General features: G+C 74.0%; 14 protein-coding genes. 5 read left to right on the forward strand and 9 right to left on the reverse strand.

Annotated elements, in window-relative coordinates; genetic code table 11:
- Positions 1–26: 26 nt before the first annotated feature.
- Positions 27–1,160, reverse strand: a complete 1,134-nt coding sequence (locus ACQUQD_RS04975) for an ROK family protein (protein WP_428950696.1) — start codon at positions 1,158–1,160, stop codon at positions 27–29.
- Between the two features lie 117 nt (positions 1,161–1,277).
- Here ACQUQD_RS04975 and ACQUQD_RS04980 point away from each other — a divergent pair, with 117 nt between their 5' ends.
- Positions 1,278–4,238: a glycoside hydrolase domain-containing protein gene (locus ACQUQD_RS04980; RefSeq protein ID WP_428950697.1), complete on the forward strand. Its 2,961-nt coding sequence runs from the start codon at positions 1,278–1,280 to the stop codon at positions 4,236–4,238.
- Here the strand turns inward: ACQUQD_RS04980 and ACQUQD_RS04985 are convergent.
- Positions 4,225–5,412, reverse strand: a complete 1,188-nt coding sequence (locus tag ACQUQD_RS04985; protein ID WP_428950698.1) for a CapA family protein — start codon at positions 5,410–5,412, stop codon at positions 4,225–4,227. The two genes, ACQUQD_RS04980 and ACQUQD_RS04985, sit on opposite strands and share 14 nt — an antisense overlap.
- Positions 5,413–5,658: 246 nt before the next feature.
- On the opposite strand from ACQUQD_RS04985, the gene ACQUQD_RS04990 reads away from it, so the two are divergent.
- Entirely contained in the window at positions 5,659–6,195 is a 537-nt protein-coding gene (locus tag ACQUQD_RS04990; RefSeq protein WP_428950699.1) for a sigma-70 family RNA polymerase sigma factor, read from the forward strand.
- A gap of 146 nt (positions 6,196–6,341) precedes the next feature.
- On the forward strand, positions 6,342–6,845 hold the full coding sequence (locus tag ACQUQD_RS04995) for a hypothetical protein (protein ID WP_428950700.1): 504 nt from the start codon (positions 6,342–6,344) through the stop codon (positions 6,843–6,845).
- 18 nt (positions 6,846–6,863) lie between these two features.
- Here the strand turns inward: ACQUQD_RS04995 and ACQUQD_RS05000 are convergent, their stop codons facing one another.
- From ACQUQD_RS05000 to ACQUQD_RS05015, 4 genes are all read right to left on the reverse strand, one after another.
- On the reverse strand, positions 6,864–8,057 hold the full coding sequence (locus tag ACQUQD_RS05000) for a sensor histidine kinase (protein ID WP_428950701.1): 1,194 nt from the start codon (positions 8,055–8,057) through the stop codon (positions 6,864–6,866).
- Positions 8,054–9,652 (reverse strand): cation acetate symporter, encoded by a 1,599-nt coding sequence (locus ACQUQD_RS05005; protein WP_428950702.1) that lies wholly within the window; start codon positions 9,650–9,652, stop codon positions 8,054–8,056. The genes ACQUQD_RS05000 and ACQUQD_RS05005 overlap by 4 nt, the downstream gene beginning before the upstream one ends.
- The gene (locus ACQUQD_RS05010) at positions 9,649–9,993 is read right to left on the reverse strand and encodes a hypothetical protein (RefSeq protein ID WP_428957456.1); all 345 of its coding nucleotides are present in this window, start codon (positions 9,991–9,993) and stop codon (positions 9,649–9,651) included. The genes ACQUQD_RS05005 and ACQUQD_RS05010 overlap by 4 nt, the downstream gene beginning before the upstream one ends.
- Before the next feature lie 68 nt (positions 9,994–10,061).
- Positions 10,062–10,811 (reverse strand): LytR/AlgR family response regulator transcription factor, encoded by a 750-nt coding sequence (locus ACQUQD_RS05015; protein WP_428950703.1) that lies wholly within the window; start codon positions 10,809–10,811, stop codon positions 10,062–10,064.
- 80 nt (positions 10,812–10,891) lie between these two features.
- Between ACQUQD_RS05015 and ACQUQD_RS05020 the strand changes: the two genes are divergently transcribed.
- The gene (locus tag ACQUQD_RS05020; protein ID WP_428950704.1) at positions 10,892–11,548 is read left to right on the forward strand and encodes a hypothetical protein; all 657 of its coding nucleotides are present in this window, start codon (positions 10,892–10,894) and stop codon (positions 11,546–11,548) included.
- Positions 11,549–11,572: 24 nt separating this feature from the next.
- On the opposite strand, the gene ACQUQD_RS05025 is transcribed toward ACQUQD_RS05020, so the two are convergent.
- On the reverse strand, positions 11,573–12,436 hold the full coding sequence (locus tag ACQUQD_RS05025; protein WP_428950705.1) for an Fpg/Nei family DNA glycosylase: 864 nt from the start codon (positions 12,434–12,436) through the stop codon (positions 11,573–11,575).
- A 137-nt stretch (positions 12,437–12,573) separates the two neighbouring features.
- Here ACQUQD_RS05025 and ACQUQD_RS05030 point away from each other — a divergent pair, with 137 nt between their 5' ends.
- Positions 12,574–13,680 carry a ricin-type beta-trefoil lectin domain protein gene (locus ACQUQD_RS05030; protein ID WP_428950706.1) on the forward strand — a complete coding sequence of 369 codons (1,107 nt, stop codon included), beginning with the start codon at positions 12,574–12,576 and terminating at the stop codon, positions 13,678–13,680.
- Between the two features lie 4 nt (positions 13,681–13,684).
- Here the strand turns inward: ACQUQD_RS05030 and ACQUQD_RS05035 are convergent, their stop codons facing one another.
- Entirely contained in the window at positions 13,685–15,784 is a 2,100-nt protein-coding gene (locus ACQUQD_RS05035) for a SpoIIE family protein phosphatase (protein WP_428950707.1), read from the reverse strand.
- Positions 15,785–15,931: 147 nt separating this feature from the next.
- Positions 15,932–17,188, reverse strand: coding sequence for a DUF6777 domain-containing protein (locus ACQUQD_RS05040; RefSeq protein WP_428950708.1), 1,257 nt, complete (start codon positions 17,186–17,188; stop codon positions 15,932–15,934).
- Between the last annotated feature and the right edge of the window lie 67 nt (positions 17,189–17,255).

Consider the following 17,255-nt stretch of genomic DNA (forward strand, 5'->3'; position numbering starts at 1 on the left):
TCTTCGTCGGCGGGTCTTGGACTTTTCTACGCGGCGTGCTCGATGTGTTCCAGTGCGAGACGGGCTGCCCCGATTGCGGTCGATTCCTCGCCGAGCGTGGAGGTCCGTACCGTCGGCGGGCAGGGGCTGAGGGCCGCGAGTCGCTCGGCGAACGGCTCGCTCAGCAGGGCTCCGGCGCGCGAGATGCCGCCGCCGAGGACGACCGACCCCGGGTCGAGCACGGCGACGTGCCGGGCGAGGCTCTCGGCGAGGGCGTGGGCGAACGCGCGCAGCGTGTACGCGGCTCCGCCGTCGCCGGCCGCGGCGGCGGCGACGACCGCGCGGGCCGCGTTCTCCCGGGTGGGCCGCGCCTCTCCGCCGTGCCCGGCGAACCAGTCGAGCAGCCGCCGGTAGGGGGTGGTCCAGCCGTCACCGGCGACCATCTCGCCGGCGGCGCCGTGGTGGCCGCGGTGCAGCCCGCCGTGCAGCCACAGACCGATGCCGAGCCGGTTGCCGACGTACAGGTACAGGAAGTCGTCGGCGTCGGCGGCGACCCCGGCCGTGCCCTCGGCGAGGGTGGCGAGCTGGATGTCGTTGCCCACGATCACGGTGCCCGGTGCCGTGCCGGCGAGTTCGGCCGTGAGGTCGACGCCGCTCCAGCCGGGCAGGGAGTCGCTGACGGTGACGACACGGCCCGCGGTGTCGACCATGCCGCTGGTGCCGACCCCGGTGGCGAGCGGGCGCACGCCCACCGCGTCGGGTCCGGCGAGACAGCCCCGGATGGCGGCGCGCACCGCGTCGAGGCGCTCGGGCGCGGACAGTTCGGGTGTGACGGGCACGCGGTACGTGGCGACGGTGCGGCCGAGCAGGTCGGCGGCGAGCGCGAGCACTTTGTGGGCGCCGATGTCGACGCCGATGACATGTCCGGCCTCGGCGCGGAACCGGAACCGGCGGGCCGGTCTGCCGACCCCTCCGATGCCCGGTTCCAGCTCCACCAGGCGGCCCTCGCGCAGGAGTTGGGCCGTCAGGTCCTGCGCGGTGGGCCGGGACACGCCGATGAGCGCGGCGAGTTCGGGCACGGTGATCTCCGCGCGCTCGCGCAGCACGCGCAGGGCCGCGGCCGCGTTGAGGCGGCGCAGCAGTGAAGGATCACCACTCTTGGCGTGGTGCGTGGATTTCATGGTTGCGGCTCTCCCCGATCCAAGGCGTCCCCCTTGACAGCATGATCGGTGACTCCCCAGGGTGACCCGGAGTGATTGAGCAACTTACCTAATAAACGCGCCCCTGGGGGACCACGCATGGGTGAGCACTTCGCGGGACAGCATCTCGACCTCGCCGCCGGGCACGGCCATCCGGAGCTCACGTGCGGCGTGGGCGACTGGGACGCCGACGTGTACGGCAACCACCGCATCCTCGTACGGGCCGAGGCGGCAGGCCCGGTGTGCGCGGTGGAGGTGCCGTGGCGGCGCCAGGATCCGGACCCGGCGCTCGTCGATGTGATCGTGCGCGCGCCGTCCGGCCGGCGGGTGCGCAACACCCTCGCGGTCAAGGTGACCGCCGAGGTCGGCCGGATCGCGTTCGAGCCCGTCGAGGGCCCGGGGACGTACGCGGTGCACTATCTGCCGTACGCGCACACGGGCCGCGCCTACTACCCGCAGGCCGCTTACCGGCAACCGACACGGACCGCCGACCCGCAGTGGGTGCACGAGCACGGCCTCGACCGGCCGGCGCAGTCCTGGGCCGGACTGCCGCGGGCCCGGGCGCTGCGCTACGAGGCGGCGAGCGCGGTGGACTCGTTCGCCCCGCTGGGGTTCGCGGCGACGGCGGCGGAGCGCAGGGCACTGGAACTCGACTTTCCCGACGCCGAGTTGCTGCTGTTCGGCGAGGACCGGGCGCACCCGCTGGGCCGTTACGGGCAGGTGCCCGCGCGGTGGGCGCGCGGCGCCGCGTTCGCCCCGTTCGAGGGGACGGCGGACCGCGGCGAGTCCTACGCGTTCCAGGTCGGCGTGTACGCCGGGGCCGCCGGCCTCGCCGACGTGCGGGTGGCGGTGCGAGGGCTGCCGTTCGCGGTCCGCTGCCTCAGCCTGGGCGGGATCGACGCGCGGGGCCGCGCCTTCGAGCGGCGGGTCGATGTGGCCGCGGGCGGGGTGTGCGCCCTGTGGTTCCTCGCGGACGTCCCGGCGGACACCGGGCCCGGGCGGTACGAGGGCGAGGTGGCGGTCCGCGCCGAGGGCAGGGCCGAGCGGGTGCTGCCGGTCCGGCTGACGGTGACCGACCGGCTGCTGCCCGACGGCGGCGCCGGTGAGCCGCACCGGCTGGCCCGGCTGGCGTGGCTGGACTCGACGGCCGGGCACGACGACGAGCCGGTGCCGCCCTTCACCCCGGTCCGCGCCGGGGCGGCACCGGACGGCGGGCACCGCCTGGACATCCTGGGCCGCACCGTGCACCTCGGTCCGGACGGCCTCCCGCACCGGCTGGTCTCCACGTTCACCCCGGCGGTGACGGCGGCCGATGGCCCCGCGCGGGAGGTGCTCGCCGCGCCGGTCCGCCTGGATCTCGGACGCGCCGTGAAGTCCGGCTCCCTCACCGTGGAGCAGCCGGGTCCGGCCCGCGTCAGCTGGTCGACGCGGGCCGACGGGGACGGTGTACTGCTGCACACCGAGGGCGAGTTGGAGGCGGACGGCTTCCTCGTCGTCCGTGCGACGGTCGAGGCCACCGCCGAGGTCGAGCTGCCCGACGTGCGCCTGGAGGTGCCGGTCCACGAGGACATCGCCCGGTACGTGATGGGCCTCGGCCTGACGGGTCGCGTCTGCCCGGAGACGTACGACTGGACGTGGGACACCCCGACCCGCAACCAGGACGCGCTGTGGCTCGGCACGACGCACGCGGGGCTCCAGCTCTCCCTGCGCGACGAGCACTACGAACGCCCGCTCAACACCAACTACTACCGGGAGAAGCCCCTCGTCACGCCCCGCTCCTGGGCGGGCGACGACGGGCTCGGCGGGCTGCGGCTGCGCACGGCCCACGGCGTGCGCACCCTGACCGCGCACAGCGGGCCCGTGCGGCTGCGCGCCGGGGAGAGCCGGCGCTTCGAACTGCGGCTGCTGCTCACGCCGTTCAAGCCCATCGATCCGGGGCGGCAGCTGACCGAGCGGTACTTCCACGCGTACGCCGCGCCGGAAGAGGTCGCGGACTACGGCGCGAACGTCGTCAACCTGCACCACGCCACTCCCCCGAACCCGTACATCAACGACCCTCTGCTCGCCGCCGACCGGCTGCGCGCCTACACCGAGCGGGCACATGCGCTCGGCGTCCGGGTGAAGGTCTACGACACGGTGCGCGAACTGACTCGGCACACACCGGAGTTGCCGGTGCTCGCGTCGTTCGGCGACGAGGTGCTCGCGGCCGGCCCCGGCGGCGGCCACGCCTGGCTCCAGGAGCACCTGGGTGACACGCACGTGCCGGGCTGGGTCGCGCCGGACGTGCGCGACGTCGCCGTGGTCACCACCGGCGAGTCCCGCTGGCACAACTTCTACGTGGCGGGCATCCGGCGGTTGCGCGAGCACATCGGCGCGGACGGCCTGTATCTCGACGACGTCGCGTACGACCGGGTGACGATGAAGCGGGTCCGCAAGGCCCTCAGCGCCTCGGGCGAGACCCCGCCGCTGGTCGACCTGCACTCGTGCAACCAGTACCGCGCCCCGGACGGCTTCGCCTCAAGTGCCAATCTGTACGCGGAGCTTCTGCCCTACGTCGACCGGCTGTGGCTCGGCGAGCTCTTCGACTACGAGGGCACCGATCCGGCGTACTGGCTCGTGGAGGTGTCCGGCATCCCGTTCGGCCTGATGGGCGAGATGCTGGAGGGCGGCGGGAACCCGTGGCGCGGGCTGGTGTTCGGGATGACCGCGCGGGCCCCGATGACCGACGTGCGCCCGCTGTGGCGCGCCTTCGACGAACTCGGCCTGCCGCAGGCGGAGATGACCGGCTGGTGGGCGGGCGACCCGGCGGTGCGCACCGGGCACGACGACGTGCTCGCGACGACCTGGCGGAGCGGCGACGGGCGCACGACGGTGGCGCTCGCGTCCTGGGCGACGGAGCCTGTGGAGTGCCGCATCACCCTGGACGGCAGGGCGGTCGAGGCCCACGCGCCCGCGGTCGAGGGCTTCCAGGAGGCGAGCTCGTACCCGGCGGGAGGCCCCGTCCGGGTCGCACCGGGACGGGGCCTGCTGCTGCGGCTGGAAGCGCCTACTTCCCCATGACGAGGCCGTCCTTCGCGGCGCCCCGGCTGAGGACGACGCTCCGGATCCGGTCCCGGATGCCCTCGACGTCGGCGCCCTGGTCGATGGCGCGGTTCAGGTTCACGACACGGTCGGGGCCGAGGTCGAACCACTCGGGGACGAACTCGGCCTTCGTCACCCGCCAGCGCTCCCCCGCGCGGGCGGGCGGGGCGAAGCGGAAGCGGCCGATCGTGCCCATGTTGCCGCGGGCGTCCTGCGCGCCGTCGTAGGTGAACATCTCGCCGGCGATCTGGTCGCCCATGCCGTAGATGATCCAGGTGCCGTTGACCTTCTCGTACGCCTGCGGGACGTGCGCGTGGGTGCCGAGGATCAGGTCGATGTCGGGGCGGCCGTTCGTGCGGGACGCGGTGAGCTGTCTGCCGAGGCTCAGCTGCCGGGCGTCCGGCTCGTCCTGCCACTCCGTCCCCCAGTGCATCGAGACGACGACCACGTCGGCCCCCGCCCTGCGGGCGGCGCGGGCGTCGGCCACGATCCGCTGACGGTCGATCAGGTTGACGGCCCAGGGGCGGCCCTGGGGCAGCGGGTAGCCGTTCGTGTCGTAGGTGTACGCGAGCTGGGCGACCTTGGCGCCGCCCGCGCGCAGCCAGGCCGGGCCGCGCCCCTCGGCGGCCGTGCGGCCGGAGCCCGCGTGCTTCACGCCGGCCCGGTCGAGGGCGCCCAGGGTGCGGGCGATGCCGTCGGCGCCGTCGTCGAGGGTGTGGTTCGAGGCCGTGGAGCAGGAGTCGTATCCGGTGGCCCTGAGGCCCGCGGCGACCTGCGGCGGGGACTTGAACGCCGGGTAGCCGCTGTAGTCGCCGTTCGCGCCGTACACCGTCTCCATGTGGCAGATCGCCAGGTCCGCCCCGGCGACGACCGATCTCGCGCCGGCGAGCATGGGGCGGAAGTCGTAGCCGTCGCCGCCCGCGTCCGCTCGGGCCTTGTCGATGATCGAGGTGTGCGGCAGGACGTCGCCGGACGCGACGAGGGTGAAGCCGCGGGCCGCGGACGGGGCGGGGCGGCCGGTGGCCCCCGTCGCGGTGGGCGGACCCGGTGTGCGGGCCGGTTCGCCGGCCGGGGCGGAGCAGCCCGCGCCCAGTCCGATCAAGGCGGCCACGAGGACCGCCGTCCGCCGCGTCCGGCGTGTGCTCCGTGTCATCGACCAGGCTCCCTGGACAGAGTGGACCCGCGCAGGGGTCGTTTTCGGGGGGATTTTCGTCCTACGCATCCACGTACGAGGACAAAGGCGAGTCAAGGCCCCATACCGGGCGCGCCCCTGAACGGGCGGCACGCCGCTGCTCCACTCGGCCCGTTCACCGCACCGTTCGTCGACGGCTTCGACCGCCTGCCGCAGAGCCGCGCGCGACCCCTGGGCGGGCGCGGCGCCCTGCGTTGCCATACGCGCATGACGACGGCGCTCACGACACCCACGACACCGGAGGAGGACCTCGCCCAGGTCCAGCGGGAGCACGGCGGGCCGCTGTTCTCGTTCCTGCTGCGGCTGTGCGACGGGGACCGCCAACGCGCGGAGGACCTCGTCCAGGAGACGTACGTCCGGGCCTGGCAGCACCCGGAGGCACTCGACTCCCGCTACGAGTCGGTGCGGCCCTGGCTGTTCACGGTCGGCCGACGCCTCGCCATCGACGCCCGGCGGGCGCGGCTCGCCCGGCCCGCCGAGGTGGGCGACGCCGTCCTGGAGAGCGCGCGGGTGTGCGCCGACCACGCCGAGCGGTCCGCGGCCGCGCTCGACGTGCGGGAGGCGGTGGCGACGCTCAGCCCGGAGCACCGGGCCGTGCTCCTCGAGGTCTACTTCAAGGGCGCGAGTGTGGCGGAGGCCGCAGGAGCGCTCGGCATCCCCCCGGGTACCGTCAAGTCCCGTGCGTACTATGCGTTGCGGGCGTTGCGACGGGTACTTCCGGGCTACGCGCCTGACCTGCGATGAAACGGGAGGCCGGGTCAAGCATCGGCAAAGCGCCTTGCTCAGCGTGCTGTTTCCTCGGTTGAGTAATCCGCTGTCCTCCCCGGCGAGTTGGACGGGTGGGGCCCGGGGGCCGGCGAAGCGCACGGACCGGAGGAAGGCAGGAAAGGATGTCGTACGAGAGCCAGGGCGGTGCCTCGGGCACCGACGGCGGTGAACTCGTCGTTCCCATGGCGTGGTTGTACGCCGAGTACATCGCGGACGAGTTGCTGCGCACCGGGGATCTGATGCCGCCCACGTCCTTCGAGTTCCGGGCCGGACGTGACGCGCTCGCCCTGACCATCTTCCTGTCCGACTCGGGCGACGAACTGTCCGGGATCCGGGTGGTGTCGCAGCTGGACACGTGGTCGTCGCTGACGGCGTACGACCAGCCGTGGCAGGCGTGGGTGCGGGCGTGTTTCGCCGAGCGGGAGGAGCGGGCGCACGGCCTCGGGAGTCCGTCGCCCGACCTGGAGCTCGCCGTCACCGCGTGGAGATGGCTGGAGGAGACCGAGCTGCTCGCGCCGGACCTGGACGCGGTGCCCGTTCCCGACGAGGAGGACGGACCGCAGGTGTGGACACCGGCCTGGCAACTGGGCCTTCCCCTGGGCCATTTGGCGATCCATCTGTTCTGACCGTTCCGGCACGGCCGCTCAGGGCGCGTAGACGCCCGCCCGGTACTTCGGGATGCGCACCGTGATCTTCATGCCCGCGCCCACGGCCGTCTCGATGACCAGGCCGTAGGCGTCGCCGAAGACCTGGCGCAGGCGCTCGTCGACGTTCGACAGGCCGATGCCGGTCGAGCGGTCGCCCTCGCCCCGCAGGATCGCCCGGAGTTCCTCGGGGTCCATGCCCAGGCCGTCGTCCTCGATGACCACTTCGGCCTCGGCGCCCGCGTCCGTCGCCCCGATGGTGATGCGACTGCGGGTGACGGCGCCCTCCAGGCCGTGCTTGACCGCGTTCTCGACGAGGGGTTGCAGGCACAGGAACGGCAGCGTGACCGGGAGCACCTCCGGGGCGATCTGCAGGGTGACGGACAGCCGTTCACCGAAGCGGGCGCGGACCAGTGCCAGGTACTGGTCGATGGAGTGCAGTTCGTCGGCGAGCGTGGTGAAGTCGCCGTGGCGGCGGAAAGAGTAGCGGGTGAAGTCGGCGAATTCCAGGAGGAGTTCGCGGGCCCGCTCGGGGTCGGTGCGGACGAACGAGGCGATCGCCGCGAGGGAGTTGAAGATGAAGTGGGGGGAGATCTGGGCGCGCAGCGCCTTGATCTCGGCCTCGATGAGCCGGGTGCGGGAACGGTCGAGTTCGGCGAGTTCGAGCTGGACGGAGACCCAGCGGGCCACCTCGTCGGTGGCGCGGGCGAGGACCGCGGACTCGTGCGGCGCGTAGGCGACGACCGCGCCGAGGACGCGGCCGTCGGCGACCACCGGCGCCGCCACCGCCCAGCGCAGCGGGCAGTCGACGGTGGCGCAGCCGCAGTCGAAGGCGACGGAACGGCCGCCGGCCAGGACCGGGGTGACCTCGTCCATGACGGACTTGGCGTGCGCCTGCTCGGCCGCGCCGTCCCAGGCGAGCACGGTCGAACGGTTGGTGAGGGCCAGGGCGTCGGTGCCGAGGAGCGTGCGCAGGCGGCGGGCCGACTTGCGGGCGGTGTCCTCGGTGAGGCCGGCGCGCAGGGCCGGGGCGGCGAGCGAGGCGGTGTGCAGGGTCTCGAAGGTGGCGCGCTCCACGGGTGTGCCCACGTCGCTGCGGCCCGCCGGGTGGGCCGTGCGCCTGCCGACGAGGAAACCGGCCGCGAGCAGGACGGGGCAGAGCGCGAGGAGGGTCGCCGTGACGGTGCCGGTCACTCGTGGTCGCCTCTCGCCGTGGGGGGCGACGGGGTCCGGCGCGTGCGGGGCGTCGCGGGCTGCTCGCGCCGTTCTCCGCGTCCTCGGACGCCGCCCGACCAGAGGGCCTCCGGCAGGTGCAGGCGGGTCATCGTCGCCGTCGTGTGGGCGGGGATCGCGTCCGGGGTCGCCAGGGAGACCAGGATCATGGCCAGGAAGCCGACGGGCACCGACCAGACCGCCGGCCAGGCCAGCAGGGTGTGCAGCCAGCCGTCGGTGGCCACGCCGGCGACCGTCGACGTCACCGCGACGAAGGCCGAGCCGCCGCCCAGGAAGAGTCCGGCCAGGGCGCCGGGCGGGGTGAGGCGGCGCCACCAGATGCCGAGGAGGAGCAGCGGGCAGAAGGAGGACGCCGAGACCGCGAAGGCCATGCCCACCGCGTCCGCCACCGGCACGCCGTCCACCAGGAGCGCGCCGGCCAGGGGCACCGCCATGGCCAGGACGACGCCGAGCCTGAAGTGGCGCACCCCGCGCGTCGGCAGGACGTCCTGGCTGACCACCCCGGCCACCGCCATCGTCAGCCCGGACGCCGTCGAGAGGAACGCGGCGAACGCGCCGCCCGCCACCAGGGCGCCGAGCAGGTCCCCCGCCACGCCGCCCACGACGCGGCCCGGCAGCAGCAGCACGGTGGCGTCGGCGTCATGGGTGGCGGTGAGTTCGGGGGCGTAGAGGCGGCCCAGCCAGCCGTAGAGGGGCGGCAGCAGGTAGAAGGCGCCGATCAGGGCGAGGACCACCACGGTCGTACGGCGGGCCGCGCGGCCGTTCGGGCTCGTGTAGAAGCGGACGACGACATGCGGCAGGCCCATCGTGCCGAGGAACGTCGCGACGATCAGTCCGTACGTGGCGTAGAGCGGGTGGTCGGCGCGGCTGGTGGCGAGGGGCCGGCCCGCGCCGACGCCCGCCGAGGGCAGGTCGGCCGCCGGTACGTCGCCTGGCGGGCCGCCGCTGCCCCGCCAGGCCAGGAGCAGGAAGAACGCCGGGACCAGCAGGGCCGTCAGCTTCAGCCAGTACTGGAAGGCCTGCACGAAGGTGATCGAGCGCATGCCGCCCGCCGCCACCGCGAGCACGACGACCGCGGCCACCAGCGCGCCGCCGAACCAGCGCGGCGCCCCGGTGAGGATCTGCAGCGTCATGCCCGCGCCCTGGAGCTGGGGCACGAGATAGAGCCAGCCCGCGCCGACGACGAACATGCTGACGACGCGGCGGACCTGGCGGGACTCCAGGCGGCCCTCGGCGAAGTCGGGCAGCGTGTACGCGCCCGAGCGGCGCAGCGGCGCCGCGACGAAGACCAGCAGGACCAGGTAGCCCGCCGTGTACCCGACCGGGTACCAGAGCATGTCCGGGCCGTGGATCAGGAGCAGTCCCGCGATGCCGAGGAAGGACGCCGCCGACAGGTACTCACCGCTGATCGCGGCCGCGTTGAGGCGGGGGCCGACGGTGCGCGAGGCGACGTAGAAGTCGGACGTGGTGCGGGAGATGCGCAGGCCGAAGCCGCCGATGAGGACGGTGGCGAGGACGACGACGGCCACCGCCGGGATCGCGTACGCCTCGTTCACGGCGCCCCGGTGTCGCGGCCGCGGACCAGGTCGGCGAAGTCGCGTTCGTTGCGCTCGGCGCGGCGCACGTACCACCACGCGATGAGGACGAGGAAGGGGTAGCAGCCGAAGCCGAGGACGAGCCATTGGACGGCCGTGTTGCGCAGGGCTCCGAAGAACAGCGGCAGGACGGCGACGGGCAGGGCGAGGACCGCGAACGCGGCGGCCGCCGCGCGCAGTTGGCTGCGCATGAGGGAGCGGACGTAGGCGGCGCCGAGCGTCGTCTGTTCGTCGATCTCCCACTGGGTGCGCAGGCCGGGCAGACCGGGCGCGCCGTGCACGGTGCGCGGCTCGCCGGTCACCACCTGTCGCCGTGGTTCGGACACGGGCGGAGTGTAGGCAGGCCCGGCCCGTCAGAGGAAGGGGCTGGTCAGCCACCGGCCCGGCGCATCAGCAGCTCCCGTACGCGGCTGGCGTGCCGGCGGCTGACCGCGAGTTCGGCGGCGCCGACGCGGACGGTCATGCCGCCGCCGTCCAGGCGGAGTTCGTCGATGCGGTGCAGGGAGACCAGATGGCTGCGGTGCACGCGGACGAAGCCGAGCGGCTGCCAGCGCTCCTCCAGGGTGGTCAGCGGGATGCGGACGAGGTGGCTGGCGCCGTCGGCGGTGTGCAGCCGGGCGTAGTCGCCCTGCGCCTCCGCGTACGTGATGTCGGAGACGGCCACGAGGCGGGTGACGCCGCCGAGTTCGACGGGGATGCGGTCGGCGACGGTGGCCGGGGGCGGGGCGCTGGCCGCGCGTTCGGCGACCCGGCGGACGGCCTCGGCGAGGCGTTCGCGGCGGACCGGTTTGAGCAGGTAGTCGACGGCCTTCAGGTCGAAGGCCTGCACGGCGAAGTCCTCGTGGGCGGTGACGAAGACGACCAGGGGCGGGCGGGCGAAACCGGCGAGGAGCCGTGCCACGTCGAGCCCGGTCAGGCCCGGCATCTGGATGTCGAGGAAGAGCACGTCGACCGCGCCGTCGCCGCCCGGGCCGTCCTCCAGCGCGCGGCCGATGCGGCGCAGTGCCTCGGTGGCGTCCGTGGCGCCCTCCGCGCTGCGGATGCGGGGGTCGGAGCGCAGGAGGTAGAGGAGTTCGGCGAGGGCGGGTTCCTCGTCGTCGACGGCCAGTACGCGCAGCATGCGGCGGAGTGTAATCGGGTGGTCGCTTGAGTGAATCGGGCGCCCGGTGCGTACCGGTGGGCGAGAGCGGGAGGAACGCAATGAGGTCCCTGGAACGGCATCGCGACGCCGGCGCCTATGCGCTGGGGGTCCTGGACGCGGCGGAACGGTTCCGCTTCGAGGACCACCTGTTGGAGTGCGCGATGTGTGCGGCGCGGGTGAGCGAACTCGGCCCCCCGGTAGTGGCGTTGGGTCTGTACGCGCGGGCGACGCCGGGCTGTGTCGACCTGTTCGCGCGGCCCGCCCCGACCGTGGTGGAGCGGGCCGTCGACCGGCTGGCGGCGCTGCACCGCGCGGGCCGGCGCCGGCTGTGGGGCGCGGTCGTCGCGGTGGTGCTGCTGCTCGGCGCGGCCGGACAGGGCGCGGCCCTGATCGCCGGGGCGCGCGATCACGAAGCGGCGGCGCTCACGCTGCGCGGGCGGGACCCGGCGTCCGAAGTGGCCGCGACGCTCACCGCCGATGAGCGCGGGTGGGGCACCCAGGTGGGCCTCGACGTGCGCGATCCGGGCGGGCCGCGGGTGTGCGAGCTGGTCGCGGTGGGCCGGGACGGGAGTGAGCAGACGGTGGCGAGCTGGGCGGTGCGGGGCGACCGCGTCGAGGTGCAGGGCGGGGCCGCGGACCGGCCCGACGAGATCCGGCGGTTCGAGGTGCGGGCGCTCGGCGGCGACCGGCTGCTGACGCTTCCGGTACCCCGGTGACCGCGGACCGGGACCGGCGGCCCGCTACTTGAGCAGCCGCGACATCCGCCGGTCCGCGAGCGGCTTGCCGCCCGTCTGGCACGTCGGGCAGTACTGCAGGGAGCTGTCGCTGAAGCTGACCTCGCGGATCGTGTCGCCGCACACCGGGCAGGGCTCGCCGGTCCGCCCGTGGACGCGCAGGCCGCTCTTCTTCTCGGCCTTCAGCCGCCCGGCGGCGACCCCGCGCGAGCGTTCGACGGCCTCCGTGAGCGTGTCGCGCAGCGCCGCGTAGAGCGTGTGGAGGTCGTCGGGCGTCAGGCTCGACGCCAGCTTGAACGGGGACATGCGGGCCACGTGCAGGATCTCGTCGCTGTAGGCGTTGCCCACCCCGGCGATCAGCGACTGGTCGCGCAGGGCGCCCTTGATCTGCCGCCGCTCCCCGTCGAGGAGCTTGGCGAACGCCGGTTCGTCGAAGTCGTCGGCGAGCGGGTCGGGGCCGAGCCGGGCGACACCCGGTACGTCGGCGGGGTCGTGGACGACGTACACGGCGAGCTTCTTCGTCGTGCCGGCCTCCGTGAGGTCGAAGCCCGCGCCGGTCTCCAGCGCGACGCGCAGCGCCAGGGGTCCCTTGCCGGGCTTCGGCGGCCCGTCGGGGAGCCGGTCCTTCCAGTGCAGCCAGCCCGCGCGGGCCAGATGGGTGACGAGGTGCGGGCCCCCGTCCGTGGCGATGTCGAGGAACTTGCCGTGCCGCGCCACGGACGTCACGGTGCGGCCCTCCAGGGCCGTGAGCGGCGGGTCGTACGTCTTCAGGACGCTGATCGCGACCGGCAGGACGCGCATGATGTCGTGCCCGACCAGGTGGTCGGTGAGGAAGTCCGTCAGCGCTTCGACCTCGGGCAGTTCCGGCATACGTCCAGGGTGCCATCGAAGAGTCCAAGCGGCCGCTCCGGAAGTCCATGCCCTGGGCGCCGGGGTGGGCGCACGCTCGACACACACCCTCGCTAGACGTGCACATGCCATCCTCCCCCACTCTCCTGGAGGCATCCGTGTTCCGCTGGAGATCCCTGTGTACGGCGGCCGTGGTCGCCGTCGCCGCCTGTCTGGGGCTGTCCGCCGCGCCCGCGCAGGCCGCGGGCCAGACCCCCGGCACGTACACGAACTACCGCTTCCCGAGCGGCACTTCGGACCTGTCCGAGGTGACGTTCGGCACCACCGTCGAGGCCGACCCGGGGCGTGGGAACGTCTACTGGGCCCATCAGTTCGGCTTCACGAACGGGGTCGGCGGCTACGTCGGCCAGCAGCGCTGGCGCACCGGCACGGGCATGTTCCTGTTCTCCCTGTGGGACGCGACGGCCGCGCGGCCGGGCTCCTCGGGGACGTACTGCCAGACCTTCGACGAGACCGGCTCCGGCTACACGTGCCGTTTCGAGCAGAAGTTCGCGGCCGGGCACCACTACACGTTCCGGATCGCGCCCGGCGCCGACGCGGGCTGGTACCGGGCGACGATCACGGACGCCACCGCCGGTACGTCGTTCGTGCTCGGGAGTCTTCAGGTCGGGACGGGCGCCCGGGTGAGCGCCGACGGCCTGGTGGACTGGGTCGAGTACTTCGACTGGAACAACAACGCGGCGACCTGCGAGGACGAGCCCTACTCGCGGGTCCGGTTCGATCTGCCGACGGGCCCGGGTGCCACCGCCTCCGTCAGCGGCACCTCGGTGAGCAGCACCTGCGCCGCGTACGCGAAGGTGACCCGGGTGACGGGCGGCAGCGTGCAGGAGGACGCGATCGGGAACTCCGCGTCCGGGGCGATCACCGGGACCGGCGGCGCGTGCGCGGACGTGACCGGCGGGTCGAGCGCGGACGGCACGGCGCTGGAGCTGTGGTCGTGCGGCGGCGGGAACCACCAGAACTTCGTGCTCGCGCACGACGGTTCGGTGCGGTCCTTGTTCAAGTGCGTCGCGGTCGACGGGAGTTCGGTGCAGTTGCGGACGTGCGACGGGTCGGCCGCGCAGCAGTGGACGCGGTCGGGCGAGACCCTCGTGAACCAGGGCAGGTGCCTGGACACGGAGGGCGGCGCGAGCGCCGACGGCACGCGGCTCGCCGTCCGGACGTGCTCGGGCGGCGCCGGCCAGCGCTGGACGACGCCTGGCTGATCCCCTACCGGCGTGCGGGGACCACGAACTCGCACCACACGCACTTGCCGCCGCCGCGCGCCTCCACGCCCCATACGTCGGCGAGCCGGTCGACGAGGAGCAGGCCGCGCCCCGAGACGCCGGAATCGCCGGCCTCACGGCGGCGCGGCAGGGCGCTGGAGGTGTCCTCCACGTCGACCCGCAGGCGCCGGTCGGGCCCGGTCAGCACCCGCAGGGTGACGATGGCCGGGCCCTCGGTGTGCAGCAGGGCGTTGGTGACGAGTTCGTCGGCGACGAGCTCGATCTCGTCGGCGCGTTCGCCCGCGCCCCACGCGCGCACGGCGGCGCGGATCATGTGCCGGGCGGCGCTGAGCGCCTCCGGGTCGCCGGGCGGTACGTGCTCGGTCAGCCGGCCGCCGCTCTGCGGGGCGCCCGCGCCGCGGCGGCGCAGGAGCAGCAGCGCCACGTCGTCGTCGCCGCGCCCGTCGACGGACGCGCACAGCCGGTCGGCGAGCCGGTCGAGGTCGGCGGGACCCGAGCCGATCAGCGCGGTGAGGGCGTGCAGACCGTCGTCGAGGTCGGCGCCGGGCTGCTCGACGAGGCCGTCCGTGCACAGCAACAGGGTCTCGCCCGGGTCCAGTTCGACGGTGGTGACCGGGTATTCGAGCCGCCCGAACTCGGCGGACAGGCCGAGCGGCAGACCGCCTTCGACGGGCACCCGGCGGCAGGTGCCGTCGATCCGGCGGAGCAGCGGGTCGAGGTGCCCGGCGCGCACGACCTGGACGACGCCGGTGGACAGGTCCGCCTCCGCGTACAGGCAGGTCGCGAAGCGTTCGGTGTCGAGTTCGTGGAGGAAGACGGAGGCGCGGGCCATCACGGTGGCCGGGGTGTGGCCCTCGGCGGCGTACGCGCGCAGCACGATGCGCAGTTGCCCCATGACGGCGGCGGCGTGCGTGTCGTGGCCCTGGACGTCGCCGATCACGGCGCCGACGCGGCCGCCGGGCAGCGGGATCACGTCGTACCAGTCGCCGCCGATGTCGCGGCCCAGCGACGCGGAGCGGTACCGCACGGCGATGTCGGCGCCCGGCACGGCCGGGATGGTGCGCGGCAGCATCGCCTGCTGCAGGCCCTGGGCGAGGTCCTTCTCCTGCTCGTAGAACATGGCGCGCTGGAGGCTCTGCGCGATGCTGCTGCCGAGGGCGACGAGGACGTTGCGCTCGGACTGCGTGAATCCCTTGCGGTCGTGGTAGAGCAGGCCGACGACGCCGATCGGCCGGGCCTGCGCGATGAGCGGCAGATAGGCGGCCGAGCGGATGCCGAGGTGCGTGATGTGCGGCCACAGCACCGGGTAGGACGCGGCGAAGTCCTCGGGCGACTCGATGAAGCGGGGCGTGAGGGTGCGCACGACCTCGCTCATCGGGTACGGGTCGTCGATGCGGGTGACGTGCGTGCCGGGCACGAAGCTGCCGGAGGGCCCCTCGGCGACCAGGTGGATCCGGCCGGCCCGGACCAGGCCCATGACGAAGCTGGTCGCGCCGAGGTGCTCCACGCCGTGCGTCTCGCGCAGCACGTCGATGACCTCGTTGACGGTACGGGCGTGCGCGAGGGCGGCGGTGGTGTTCTGCACGACGCTGGTCTCGCGGCGCCGCACGGCCTCGCGGGCCGCCCGTTCGTGCTGGACGGTGGCGTCGTTGAGTTCGTCGGTGGCGTCGCGCACGATGCCGACGATGCGGCGCGGGCGGCCGCTGTCGTCGCGGCGGATGTAGCCGCGGGTGTGGGTCCAGCGCATCGCTCCGTCGCGGGTGCGGATGCGGAAGTAGACGCCGTAGTTCTCCTCGCCGCTCTTGAGGGCCTGGGACACGAGGTTGTCGAGGCGGCCGCCCTCACCGGGCGGGACGCGCAGGGCGAGGGTCTCGGGGTGGTCGTCGTACTCCTCGGGGAGGAGGTCGAACACCTCGTGCGCGTTGGCGTCCATGTGCATGAGGCCGGAGTCGAGGTCCCAGTCGAAGCTGCCCATCCGCAGGCCGCGCCCGTAGGCCTCGAGAAAACCGCGCGGGGAGTCCTCCGGGCTCTCCCCCTCGGGGGGAGAGCCGGGCTCCTCGCCGCCCTCGCTACCCGCGTCCATGAAGCCACGCTATGCGCAGGTCCAGGGGGCCGCATGCGGGGCGCGGGCCGGTTCGGCGGGGCCGCGCCGGCGGGCCGGTGACGTGCCGGAGCGGGCGCCGCCGAGGTGTCGGCGGCGCCCGCGCGGCAGCTCACGGCCGGCTGCCGGTCAGCTGTCGAAGGAGTTCTCCTGGAACGGCGACGTCTCGTCCGTCGCGTCCGGGATCAGGCCTCCGCCGTCCGACTCGTCCGGGCTGTCCGGCACCAGGTCGGGCCCGGTCTCCTCGCCCGGCGTGCCGGTGTCGTCGGACGGGATGTCCTCGGAGGGCAGGTCCTCGGAGGGGGTGTCCGGCGGCACGGCGGTGTCGGAGTCGGTCCCGCTGTCCGGGGCCGTGGGCTCGTCCGGCGTCGTGGGCTCGTCCGGGGTGCTCGGGGTGACCGGCGTCGGGGTGGGGCAGCCGGACGGCACGGGGGACGGGGAGCCCGTGGGGCTGCCGGTGTCGGTGGCCGTCGGGGTCGGGCAGTCCGTGCTGGAGGCGTCCTCGTCGGGGGTCGCCGAGTCGGAGTCGGAGTCGCTGGGGGCGGGCGACGTGGAGCTGTCGTTGGGCGACGGCGTCGTCGGCGTGGGTGTCGGTGTCGGCGTGGGCGGCGGGACCGGGCGGTCGTGGTCGCCGTCGTCACCGATCTTCCGCTCGATCCACGTGTTGTTGACGATGTTGATGATGGTGATGTTCTCGATGACCTTCGGGGCCGGGGTCACCACGACGACCTGGGTCGGCCGGTAGCCGCTCCACTCCTGGCCCTGGTGGGCGGGCGAGCCCTTGAGGGCGACGGGCGGCTTCAGCGGATTGCCGCAGGCGCACCGGACGCGCGGCATGCCGCGCTCGTCGACGAGGACGGCGGTGCCGGACTGGAGCACCGACTGGAACGTGGTGGCCCGGCCGTCGCGGTAGCCGTGGTTGGTGACCCGGGTGTCGGCGCGCAGCACCACGGGCGTCAGGCCGCGCAGGAAGCCGGGGACGTCGGCCCGGGCGATGCCGGAGGCCTCGGCGAACGCGCCGGCCTTGGCCTGGTCGGCGGTGAGGAAGCGGACCTGCTGCTCGACGTCGCAGCTGCCCACGGCGTGGGTGCCGCCGTACAGCCCGGGGGTCGCGCCGGAGATGGTGTGCATCCCCTGCGAGGTGGCGGAGGCGCTGCCGGTCGGTGAGGGTTGCGGCGTTCGGGTGACGGGCGGGGGGCTCTCGTCGGACGCGGCGGTCGAGTCGGTGAAGGGATCGGGGCCCTGTGCGGCGACGGGCTGGAGGAACAGCTCGCCCTTGCCGTCGGCGGCGCTGCCGCCGCCGCTCCCGGAGCATCCGGCGAGCAGCAGGGCCGCGGATATCCCGAGAGCCGTGACGTACGTTCTGGTCCTGGTCCGTGCGCGCACGTGTTCTCCCACCTGTGCATCAGCGATATGTCCCCATTGTCAGGAGCGGGTCGCACGGCCCCGCAAG

The organism is Streptomyces sp. cg35 (genome assembly GCF_050410835.1).
In the GTDB taxonomy this organism is placed as follows: Bacteria; Actinomycetota; Actinomycetes; order Streptomycetales; family Streptomycetaceae; genus Streptomyces.